The organism is Prochlorococcus marinus CUG1433 (assembly GCA_017644425.1).
Taxonomy (GTDB): Bacteria; Cyanobacteriota; Cyanobacteriia; order PCC-6307; family Cyanobiaceae; genus Prochlorococcus_A; species Prochlorococcus_A marinus_U.
In genome coordinates this window covers 1,005,373-1,017,665 of sequence record JAEPLN010000001.1, presented here as the reverse complement: position 1 = coordinate 1,017,665, position 12,293 = coordinate 1,005,373, and the positions used below count along the sequence as shown (strand labels likewise).

Sequence of the window (12,293 nt, the reverse complement as noted above, 5' to 3'; positions counted from 1 at the left end):
TCATGAAAATGATAATTTTTAGAGAAAATTTACATACTTTAGCCACTTTAAATGCAAAAAAAAATTTTCTACCTAATATCTATTTAGGAATTAAAAAAGTATGCAAGAAGATACAATAATTCAAAAGAATTTATTTGCGATTGGTAATGATAATAATGAGCAAAAAGAAATAACAAAAATACCAGAGGATTTATCTTTAGAAGATTTAAAAAAAGAATCGCAAAAAAGACCCAGACAAAGAAAAAATTCAACTAATTTAATAAATCAATTCAAAACTGATTTAATTTCAAATAACAAAAATGTTTGCATCAATGAAGAATCTTATAGCTATAAAACAGTTTCAAAACTTAAATTAACTCCTGTAATGAAGCATTATGTAACTCTAAAAGAAGAAAATAAAGATAGGTTATTACTTTATAGATTAGGAGATTTTTTTGAATGTTTTTTTGAGGACGCTGTATTAATATCTAACCTTTTAGAAATAACGCTTACCAGTAAAGATGCTGGCAAAGAGATTGGTAAGATCCCTATGGCAGGGGTTCCCCATCATGCAATGGAGAGATACTGTGCTGATTTAATTAAAAAAAATTATTCTGTGGTTATATGCGATCAATTAGAAAAAAGTTCTGGAAATTATGGGACTCCAATTAAAAGAGGAATAACAAGAATAATTACTCCTGGAACCGTAATTGAAGAGGGGATGTTGATAGCAAAGAAAAATAATTGGATTACTGCTATTTACTTATCTGAAGAAAACTCAGATGAATCTTATGAATGGGGTATATCAAAAGCTGATGTAAGCACAGGAGAATTAATAACTTTAGAAGGCCAATCTCTGTCAAAACTATTTGATGAAATTATTAAATTAGATTCTTCAGAAATCATTGTAGGAAGCAATGCAGTAAGAAATTTATTGATTAAAGGAAATAGTCAAATTACATATACTGTTTCTCAAAAGACTAATTTTGGAATTAATGAAGCAAATTATCTAATAAAAAATTATTTCCAAATTGCAAACCTAGAGGGAATAGGACTTAAAAATTTAAACAATGCAACTAGATCACTTGGAGGGTTATTAAATTATTTAGAAAAAATTAATCCTTCAAATTTAGATAAAGATTCGTCTTTAAAAATCTCTTTAGACTTCCCACAAATCCAATATGGTCACAACAAATTAATTATTGATTATCAAACTCAAAAAAACTTAGAAATCAAAAATACACAACGAGAAAACAATTATGTAGGTTCGCTACTATGGAGTATTGATAGAACTTATACTTGCATGGGTGCAAGGTGTTTAAGAAGGTGGATAGATTCACCACTATTAAACGTTAATGAAATTTATAAAAGACAAAATATAATTACAAACTTTATTGAATCTAAACAATTACGTACAGATACCCAAAATTTACTTAGAGCAATGGGGGATTTAGAAAGACTTGCAGGTAGAGCATGTGCAGGACATGCAAGTCCCAGAGACTTAATTGCAATAGCTGAAGGTTTAAAAAAATTGCCTAGACTAAAATCCATAATTGAATTATTTAAATATGATCTCCCAGATTGGACTGATCAATTAAAAAATATTGATGAAAGACTCTTAGAATTAGCCGATACTATAAGTTTTAAACTAATAGAAAATCCTCCTTTAAATATTAGTGAAGGAGGAATGATCCACGATGGTGTTGACAATATATTAGATGGTTTACGCAATTTAATGGATGATTATTCTGAGTGGCTAAATAAAGAGGAATTAAAAGAAAGGAAAATTAGCAAAATTTCAAACCTAAAAATTCAATTTCATAAAAATTTTGGTTATTACATTTCTATAAGTAAGTCAAAAGTTAATTTAGCTCCACAACATTGGATCAAAAGGCAAACACTTACTAATGAAGAAAGGTATATCACTTCAGAAATTAAAAATAAAGAAAATAAGATTTTCCAAATAAAAAGTAGAGCTTCATCAAAAGAATATGAAATTTTCTGCGAATTAAGAAATTTAGTTGCTGAAAAAACAAAACAAATAAGATCAATCGCAAAATCCATAGCATCTCTTGATGCACTTCTTGGTTTATCAATTACTTCAGTAGAAAACAATTTTATAAAACCTTCATTAATACCAATAAATGATTCAATGACAAAAAATAGTACAAAAATTATCGCAGGAAGAAATCCAATTGTTGAGCAATTGTTGAGTGATAAAAAGTTTGTAGCAAACGATATCTCCTTCAAGGATAGTCAAAAATTAATTATATTAACCGGTCCTAATGCAAGCGGAAAAAGTTGCTTTATAAGACAAATTGGTTTAATACAAATTCTCACACAAATTGGGAGCTTTGTTCCTGCTAATAATGCTGAAATCAAAATTGCAGATAGGATTTTCACAAGAATTGGAGCGGTTGATGATCAATCATCTGGACAATCAACATTTATGGTAGAAATGTCTGAAACTGCATCAATTCTAAATCAGGCAACTTCTAACTCACTAGTTTTACTTGATGAGATAGGTAGAGGGACATCTACTTTTGATGGACTTTCAATAGCTTGGTCAGTAAGTGAATATCTTGCAAAAAAAATTCAATGTAATACTATTTTTGCTACCCACTATCATGAGCTTAATTATTTAAAAAATTCAAATACGAATATACAAAATTTTCAAGTTTTAGTAGAACAAAATAACGATCAGCTAATCTTTAGCCACAGGATTGTTAAAGGGGGCTCAAACAAAAGCTATGGCATAGAGGCAGCTAAATTAGCAGGAGTTCCAAAAGAAGTTATAGAAAAAGCAAAATCAGTTTTAAATTCTTTAGAAGAAAATAACAACTTAAATTATGATATTAAGTAGATTTTTGACATTTTTATAAAATAAATACTTTTTAAATAGTTTCCCTCAATAAGGCGTTAACCGCAGCAGCTGCCATGGCAGCACCTCCTCTAGTTGAATTCAAAACAATTCTAGGAAGATCGCTAGAAATTAATTTATTTTTGCTTTTCTCTACTCCAATAAATCCAACAGGCATTCCGATAATTAAACTGGGTAAATCTTTTGCATTCTCTAAAATATCAATTAAGTAAGTTAACGCTGTAGGCGAACTGCCGATAACTACAATAGGTGATTTGCTTCCAGAATTCATAGGGGATAACTCCTTCCAACCTTCACTTAAGCCATATGCAGTTTTAGTTAAGTTTGTATGATTATTTTTTCCAAACCACATACTAGCGGTGAATACTTTATTCCGAGTGGTATTTTCTGCCATGGATTTTATTGCTGCAGCTGCCATATCAGTATCAGTTAAAATCGGAGCACCACTTTTAAGTGCCTGAAGCCCTTTTTCGCAAGCACCTTCACTGAAATGTAAAAGATTTTGAACTGAAAAATCTCCTGAAGTATGGACTAATCTCTCTAACACTTTTTTTTCTAAATAATCTAGATCATTTGCTAATAAATGAGATCTTATAAATCTGATGCTTTCCAAAAAAATTGGATGATCTATTACCATTAAATTTAATTTGTGTTAGAAGTAATCATAGTTAATATATGGTTTTTATTGAGCTATTATGCCAATACAAATATTATGGGGTAATGATTTAAATGCTCAAAATACATTTATCCAAAAATTAATTGATAAGGAAGTATCCAAAGAATGGAAAGAAATAAACGTAACAAATTTAAATGGAGATGATGATGAGCAAGTAAATAAAGCTTTAGATGAGGTTCTTACACCTCCTTTTGGAAACGGATACAGAATAGTTACATTGAAAAATAATCCAATTTTTACTGCCAAAAATGAGGATCTAAGAACTAAATTTGAAAAAATTCATGACAACATACCTCATAATACTTATTTCATTTTACAAAATACAAAAAAACCAGACTCAAGACTAAAGAGTACTAAATTTTTACAAAAACTTATCAAAAATAATTTAGCTAAAGAAAAGTCATTTTCTTTACCAGAAATCTGGGACTATGAAGGACAAAAAAGATTTTTAGAAGATGCAGCAAATGAAATGAATATCAAAATTGATAAAAATGCAGCTGAATTAATAATTGATTCAGTTGGTAATGATGGCTTTAAACTAATAAATGAACTAGCCAAAGCAAAAACATACCTTTCTGCAGTATCAAGTGATTCGAATTCACTGCTTCTATTAAAAAGTAATGATGTAAAAAAAATATTTAGTGATCATCAATCCAACGTTTTCAAAATCATTGATCTTCTTTTGCAAAAAAATATTAATGAAAGCCTTATTGAAATAAATTATTCCCTACAGAAAGGAGAGCCTGCTTTAAGATTAAATGCAGGTTTAATTAGTCAAATAAGAATTCACACCATTATAAAGTTAGTAGTTAATTCAGGAAACGATAATTCAGAAAAGATTTGTAATCTTGCAGGCATTTCTAATCCAAAAAGAATTTTCTTTATTCGAAAAAAAGTAAAAAATATATCGCAAGAATATTTAATTAATCTACTGAGTAACTTATTAGACATTGAATTATTACTAAAACAAGGTAATAATCCTGTAAATGTTTTTACCGAGAATTTAATTAATTTAAGTTAACCAAATTTTAAGTTTACGAATTTACATTATGATTTAAATATGGCTTTATTAGTAAAAAAATTTGGCGGCACATCTGTCGGTGATATAAAAAAAATACAAAATATTGCACGTAGTATTTGTCAAAGTAAAGAAGCAGGAAATGAAATTGTCGTAGTTGTCTCTGCAATGGGGAAAACTACAGATGATTTAAATTGTTTAGCGGAATCAATTAGTAAAAATCCTAATCGAAGAGAATTGGATATGCTGCTCTCAACCGGAGAGCAAGTAACCATAGCTCTTCTCTCAATGGCATTAAACGAATACGGAATACCTGCAATTTCAATGACAGGGAGCCAGGTAGGAATTATTACTGAATCAATACATGGGAAAGCAAGAATTCTAGATATTAAAAGAGAAAGAATCCAAAATTATATAAATCAAGGTTTTGTAGTAGTAGTCGCTGGATTTCAAGGAACAACATTAAGCCACACTGGATCAATGGAAATTACAACTTTAGGTAGAGGGGGTTCAGATACATCTGCAGTAGCTTTATCAACAGCTTTAGGAGCTGAGACTTGCGAAATTTATACAGACGTTCCAGGGGTTCTTACTACTGATCCAAGAATTGTTCCTAATGCAAAACTCTTAGATGAAATTAGCTGTGAGGAAATGCTTGAACTCGCAAGCGTAGGTGCTTCAGTTCTGCATCCAAGAGCAGTAGAAATTGCTAGAAATTATGGAATTAAATTGTGCGTCAAATCAAGCCAAAGTGACTCAAGTGGAACTCTACTAGAAAGTCAAATCCAACCTCTCCCGCTCAAAAGAGGAAGCTTAGAATTAACAAAAACAGTCAATAGTCTTGAAGTATTAGAAAATCAAGCAGTATTCAGTCTCTCAAATATTCCTGATAGGCCTGGGATTGCTGCACAAATATTTGAAAAACTATCAGAAGCAAGTATTAATGTAGATTTAATCATACAAGCAACAAATGATGGAAATAATAACGATATAACATTTACCGTTAGTGAATCAGAGGTTAAAAAAACTACAGAACAATGTGAACTTATAACTAGTCAATTAGGAGGAGAATACAATCTAAAAACAAAAATGACTAAATTAAGTATTCAAGGAGCAGGCATTATGGGTAGACCAAGTGTTTCAGCTGATTTATTTGATACTTTATCTCAAGCGAATATAAATGTGAGGTTAATAGCTACTAGTGAAATTAAAGTTAGCTGCGTAATTGAAATTAATAATATTCCAAAAGTAATTAGATTTGTTGCTGAGAAATTTAAGTTATCTGACACACAAATATTTGTTAATCCAATCAAGGTAAAACAAGATCAACCTGAAGTAAGAGGAATTGCATTAGATAAAAACCAAGTTCAAATAAGTTTTCGAAAATTGCCCGATCGTCCAGGTGTAGCAGCATCGATATGTTTAGCACTAGCTGAAAATAATTTACTTTTCGATACGATCGTGCAATCTGAAAGAATTTCCTCTTTAAAAACTAAGGATATTAGTCTTACGATGAATAAGCAAGATAGAGAAAAAGCTAACTTAGTTTTTGAGGCCTTAACAAAGAAGTTACCCGGCTCATACATTGAAGATGGCCCTGCGATAGCTAAAGTAAGTACTGTAGGAGCAGGAATGGCATTTAAGGTTGGAACAGCTGGAAAAATATTTAGAGCACTGGCTGACCAAAATATCAATATTGAAATGATTGCCACTAGTGAAATTAGGACTTCATGTATTGTCTTAGAGAAAGATTGTGACAAAGCAGTTAATGCGATTCACAATCATTTCGAATTAGATAAATAAGTTCTTTTTAGTTATTTCTTGCCAATTTTTGTCTTAATTTTTTGATTCTATCCCTCAAATTTGCTGCTTCTTCAAAATTTAACTCTTTTGCAGCATCTTTCATTTTAATTTCTAACTTTTCTATTAAGTCAGGCAATTCTTCAAGCAAACATTGATTATCGCTGGAATTTAAAATTACTTCAGTTTTGTTATTAACTATATTTATTAAATCTTTTGATAAACCACCGGCATCTAATTTTCTGGAAAGTTCTAGAAAAGATAATATTGAATTTTCTATTTTTTTACCTGCAGGTTTTGGAGTAATACCATTGACTTGGTTATATTTTTTTTGAATAGTTCTTCTTCTCTCAGTTTCAGATATTGCTCTTTTCATTGAATCCGTGAAGTTATCTGCATAAAGCAAGGCAACACCTTCAACATGTCTTGCAGCTCTTCCTATTGTTTGAATCAATGACCTTTCTGCCCTCAGAAAACCTTCTTTATCAGCATCTAAAATGGCGACTAAAGATACTTCAGGAAGATCTAGTCCCTCCCTCAATAAATTAACTCCTACCAAAACATCATATTCGCCCATTCTGAGGTCTTGAATAATTTCAATTCTTTCAATCGAATGAATTTCTGAATGCAGATATCTAACTCTTACTTTATTTTCAGATAAAAAATCAGTAAGATCTTCAGCCATTCTTTTAGTAAGTGTTGTCACTAGCACTCTTTGATTTTTTTCAGCTCTAATTCTTATTTCAGATAAGAGATCCTCTATTTGTCCCTCACTTGGCCTTACATCAATTACAGGATCTAATACCCCAGTTGGTCTTATAACTTGCTCAATAAATTCACCATCACATTGATCTAATTCCCATTGACCAGGAGTTGCACTTATAAATAATGTCTGTTTTGATTTTTCCCAAAACTCTTCACATTTTAAAGGTCTATTATCAGCAGCACTTGGCAATCTAAAACCATGATCTATTAAAACCTTTTTTCTAGATTGATCACCGTTGTACATCGCATGAAGTTGAGGACATGTCACATGACTCTCATCAACTACCAACAACCAATCTTTGGGAAAATAATCTATTAAGCATTCTGGCGGTGAACCTTCCTCCCTGCCTGATAAATGACGAGCATAATTCTCAACTCCATTACAATAACCAACCTCTTTGAGCATTTCTAAATCATATTTTGTACGTTGTTCTAGACGTTGAGCCTCTAATAATTTTCCTTCGTATGTAAACTTATCAAGTTGAGTTTTTAATTCACTTCTAATTGCACTTATTGCACTCTCAAGTCTTTCTTTCGGAGTGACAAAATGCTTCGCTGGGTATACGCTAACTTGTTCCAAACTTTCAAGTATTTCTCCGGTAGTAGGGTCAATATATCTTATAGCCTCAACCTCATCACCAAATAATTCGATTCTTATTAATCTATCTTCGTAAGCTGGACCGATTTCTAAAACATCACCTTTAATTCTGAATCTACCTCTAGTAATTTCAATGTCATTTCTAGTATATTGATTTTCAACGAGAGATCTTAAAGATGAACGTAGATTAATAGATTTTCCAACTTCAAATTTAACTGCAGCTTTTAAGTACTCACTCGGTATACCAAGACCATAAATACAACTTATTGAGGCAACAACAATTACATCTTTTCTCTCAAATAATGAGCGTGTTGCAGAATGCCTAAGCATATCTATTTCTTCATTAATTGAAGCAGTTTTCGCTATGTAGGTATCACTTACTGGGACATAAGCTTCTGGTTGATAATAATCATAGTAAGAAATAAAGTACTCAACGGCATTTTTTGGAAAAAACTCCCTTAATTCATTACATAATTGTGCAGCTAAAGTTTTGTTATGAGCTAATACCAGAGCTGGTCTTCCTGTTTGTTGAATTACATTCGCAATAGTAAATGTTTTACCAGTTCCAGTAGCTCCTAAAAGAGTCTGAAACTCTTTACCATTATTAACGCCTTTAACTAATTTTTTAATAGCTTCTGGTTGATCTCCATTTGGTTCGTAAGGAGCTTGAAGCTTATAGTTGTTCATCAAACTAATAGCTAAATGATATTGCTATACTAAGAAATTTTTTCTCCGATTATTGAATTTTTCAAAGATTCTTTTAAGCCTCTAACAACCGCAATCATTGATATTAAATCATCTAATTTATTAACTACAGATCCAACGCCAACTGCTGAGGCTCCAGAGGATATTGCTAATGGACAAGTTACTTGGCTTAATCCAGAGGCGCTCATGATTGGTATATTTAGTGATTGTTTCTTAAATTCTTGATAAATAGCATAAGTAGCTGCAAGAGTGGGAACTGATTTTTCAAAAAAGCCTTGAATTCCTGAAGAGTAAGGAGTAGAACTGGTGCCACCTTCTGTTTGAATAATATCAACACCTTCTTCCACTAGCTTTACAGCAAGATCAACTTGTTTATCAATAGGTATAGTATGAGGAACAGTTACTGATAAAGGAACATTAGGCAATAAATCCCTCGTCTCTTTTGTGATCTTTAAAACTTTTTTATCTGAAAATTTAATGCCTTTTTCATAAAAAGTATCGTAATTTCCTATCTCAATTAATGAGGCCCCTGCTTTTACAGAATCTAGAAATGATCTTGGTACTACTGAACTCACACACACTGGCAATGAAGAATTCTTAATCGCTAAATCAACGAGTTCAGGATTACAAGCAATATCAACAAGATCTGCGCCTCCTAATGAAGCAGCTTTAACAATTGTTTTCACAGATTGAATATCAAAATTATTCAATCCTGAAATAACTTTGAGTAAAGATTTACTCCTCAACTCTTCTTTAGTTTTTTGTGGCAAAAGATTAATCAGACTCATTTACTTAATGAATTTATTACCCGATTGTGACATTGTTTTAGTAAAACAGTGCATTTTTTAAAAAATATTATCTGAGCAACACAAAATGTCTGATAAAAATTTAAACCAAAAAAATTGGTCATCATGGCATCATCTGCTTCATAAGGAACTTCTTAGCAAAAACGCATTAATTCCCAAAGAATCAATGATTTTAATAAGTGTTTCCGGGGGACAAGACTCAATGGCCTTGTTGACCTTAATTAATGATCTAAAAAAAATTTATAGTTGGGCTATTAGTGTTTGGCATGGTGATCATAAGTGGCATGAAAAATCCTCACTATATGCTCTTGAATTAAAAAGTTATTGCGAAAGTAAAAATATTCAATTCTATTTTGATGAAGCAAATAAAGAAAATATTATTTCAGAAGAAAAAGCGAGAGAATGGAGATATAAAAAATTATGTGAAAGAGCCAAATTTTTATTAAACAAGAACCAGCAAAAAAAAAATATTTATTTGTTAACTGGTCACACTAGTAGTGATAATGCTGAAACATTTATCCTAAATTTATCTAGAGGGAGCAATTTTGCTGGTCTCAGTAATATTAAAAGCAAAAGGTTACTAGAAAATCAAATTTTTTTAATAAGGCCAATATTAATTTTTAGTAGAGAAGATACAAAACAATTTTGTAATACAATGAATATTCCAATATGGGAAGATCCAACAAATTCAGATCTTAAATTAAATAGAAATTTAGTAAGAAAAAAAATTATTCCAACATTGGAGGTTATCTATCCAGGTTGTTCTAAAAGGATAAATAATTTTTCCCAAAAAATGAGCAACTACAATAATGAACGTGATGATCTTAGTGAACTAGCATATTTATACTGTAAAGACGCAAAAGGTATTAATAGAAATCTTTTAAATAAGATGTGTATTGAAGCAAGGTGCACAATCTTAAATATATTTTTAAGGGAAATATCTAAAAAACAATATAGTTCTAAAAATCTGGTAAGGTTAGCAACTTCAATTTATGAAAAAAACAAAGGGCAAGTTAGCTTACAAGAGTTTTTGAGAATTGTTTGGAATAAAAACTATATAAATTTTGAAAAAATTAAGATGTGACAGCTGATCTTCTTCTTCTTGTTCTGCCCTCAAATGAATCCTCAGTTGCAGAATCAACTGATGGATTCTGTGAATCTTTGGGACTTTTTTGATTATTTTGCGGATTATTTGAACTATTCGGATGATTATTATTTGATTTCTTTAGGAAATTATTATTATTTCTATTCCTATTGGGATGATTGTGCTCTTCTGTAATCTTTGGAATATATGCACGGGTTCCGCTTGGTGCAGGTTGAACTAAACATAAAATAAGTGGTTCAACTTGTAATTCTCTTCTCATTCTTCTAGATAAACCATTTTCAATTTCTCTTTGAACACCAATCCAATCTACTTCAAAATTATTAGGTCCAGTCTGCCTAGATAATTGTTTCCATCTATTTTCTAAAACCCAGCTTATTTCTCGTTCTGTCCACATAGACATTTTTCTTGGTTCTGCAGTAGTGACTACTCCTCTTAAATTAACTCTTGGAGGAGCAACCATTTTTCCATCAGTACTTATAGGTGCTAAAACAGTTACAACACCATCACCAGCTAATTGCTGCCTTTCCTTTAATACTCGAGCGTCAACAATTCCATTGCGAGAATTATCAAGCAACTCTACTCCAGCTTTTACAGGATCTCCTTTTTTAATAGAATCAGAAGTCAATTCAACAACGTCTCCATTTTCAATAATTAAAATATTATCTTTTGGGACTCCCATTATCTGCGCACTTTTACTATGACAAACAAGCATTCTATGTTCACCATGAACCGGAACAAAAAACTTAGGTTTGGCTAACGCCAACATTAATTTTTGATCTTCTTGGAAACCATGACCAGAAACATGAATATTCTCACCCTTTCCATAAACAACCTTCGCTCCCAATTTCATTAATCTATCTATCGTATTGACTACACCTATAGTGTTTCCTGGGATAGGGCTAGCAGAGAATATAACAGTATCAGTTGTCTTAAGACGTACATGTTGATGCTCCCCACGAGAAATTCTACTTAAAGCAGCTAAAGGTTCTCCTTGACTTCCAGTCATCAATAATAAAGTTTCTCTGTCAGGTAAATCTCTAATTTGCTTGATAGGAACAAACAAATCATCTGGACATTTCATGTAACCAATATCTCGCGCCTTTGCAATAACGTTGATCATCGATCTACCTAATAAACCGACCTTTCTTCCATGTTTCATAGCCAACTCTAAGATCATTGTCACTCTATGCACAGAACTAGCAAAAGTGGTAAGGATAACTCGTTCTTTTGCCTCCGCAATATGTTTTTCTAAAGAAGGATAAATAGTCTTCTCAGAAGGGCAAAAACCTGGCACTTCGGCATTAGTCGAATCACTAAACATACATAAAACGCCCTTCTCTCCGTAATGCACCATCCTTTCAATATCGAATTGCTCTCCATCTACTGGCATATGATCAAACTTAAAATCTCCCGTGAAAATAATTGTGCCAACAGGTGTTGTAACGGCTAAAGAAAAACTATCACAAATAGAATGGGTATTTCGAATAAATTCAACAGAAAAATGTTGTCCAACTTTTACAACATCTCTCGGATTTACTGTCTGTATAGTTGTTCTGTCAGATACCCCAGCTTCCTCCATTTTTCCTCTAAGCATTGACATTGCTAGTCTTGGGCCATAAATAATCGGAATATTAAAATGCTTTAGATGATGAGAAATACCACCAATATGATCTTCATGACCGTGAGTGACAATCATTCCTTTTATTCTTCTTTGATTTTCTTTTAAAAAAGTTGTATCTGGCATAACAACGTTTACGCCATGCATACCATCAGATGGGAAAGCTAGGCCTGCATCAACAAGCATCAATTCATCACCATATTCAAAAACACAAGTGTTTTTCCCTATTTCATGTAGTCCTCCAAGAGGTATTACGCGTAGAGCTGGCGTATTACCCTTGGATCTAGATGAATCGTAAGTCGATCTATTTACAGTTGAATTTGTACTTGATTGCATAATTTT

The 12,293-nt window shown here is 31.7% G+C and carries 8 protein-coding genes; 4 read left to right on the top strand and 4 right to left on the bottom strand.

All coding sequences use genetic code 11. The annotated features are described in order from the left end of the window. Positions 1–100 precede the first annotated feature (100 nt). Positions 101–2,842 (top strand): DNA mismatch repair protein MutS, encoded by a 2,742-nt coding sequence (gene mutS / locus JJ842_05740; GenBank protein ID MBO6971414.1) that lies wholly within the window; start codon positions 101–103, stop codon positions 2,840–2,842. 31 nt (positions 2,843–2,873) lie between these two features. On the opposite strand, the gene JJ842_05735 is transcribed toward mutS, so the two are convergent. Next, positions 2,874–3,497 carry a precorrin-8X methylmutase gene (locus tag JJ842_05735; protein ID MBO6971413.1) on the bottom strand — a complete coding sequence of 208 codons (624 nt, stop codon included), beginning with the start codon at positions 3,495–3,497 and terminating at the stop codon, positions 2,874–2,876. A 58-nt stretch (positions 3,498–3,555) separates the two neighbouring features. Here JJ842_05735 and holA point away from each other — a divergent pair, with 58 nt between their 5' ends. Both holA and JJ842_05725 read left to right on the top strand, forming a co-directional pair. Then, complete coding sequence (gene holA / locus JJ842_05730; protein MBO6971412.1) at positions 3,556–4,557, top strand: DNA polymerase III subunit delta; 1,002 nt, start codon at positions 3,556–3,558, stop codon at positions 4,555–4,557. Positions 4,558–4,596: 39 nt separating this feature from the next. After that, positions 4,597–6,357: an aspartate kinase gene (locus JJ842_05725; protein MBO6971411.1), complete on the top strand. Its 1,761-nt coding sequence runs from the start codon at positions 4,597–4,599 to the stop codon at positions 6,355–6,357. A 7-nt stretch (positions 6,358–6,364) separates the two neighbouring features. Here JJ842_05725 and uvrB read toward each other — a convergent pair whose 3' ends face one another. Then, positions 6,365–8,404 (bottom strand): excinuclease ABC subunit UvrB, encoded by a 2,040-nt coding sequence (uvrB, locus tag JJ842_05720; protein ID MBO6971410.1) that lies wholly within the window; start codon positions 8,402–8,404, stop codon positions 6,365–6,367. A gap of 29 nt (positions 8,405–8,433) precedes the next feature. Beyond that, the gene (locus tag JJ842_05715; GenBank protein MBO6971409.1) at positions 8,434–9,210 is read right to left on the bottom strand and encodes a DUF561 domain-containing protein; all 777 of its coding nucleotides are present in this window, start codon (positions 9,208–9,210) and stop codon (positions 8,434–8,436) included. An 85-nt stretch (positions 9,211–9,295) separates the two neighbouring features. On the opposite strand from JJ842_05715, the gene tilS reads away from it, so the two are divergent. After that, a complete protein-coding gene (tilS, locus tag JJ842_05710; protein MBO6971408.1) occupies positions 9,296–10,312 on the top strand; it encodes a tRNA lysidine(34) synthetase TilS in 1,017 nt (338 codons plus the stop codon). Here tilS and JJ842_05705 read toward each other — a convergent pair. Further along, the gene (locus tag JJ842_05705) at positions 10,302–12,287 is read right to left on the bottom strand and encodes a ribonuclease J (GenBank protein MBO6971407.1); all 1,986 of its coding nucleotides are present in this window, start codon (positions 12,285–12,287) and stop codon (positions 10,302–10,304) included. The genes tilS and JJ842_05705 overlap by 11 nt on opposite strands. Positions 12,288–12,293 lie beyond the last annotated feature (6 nt).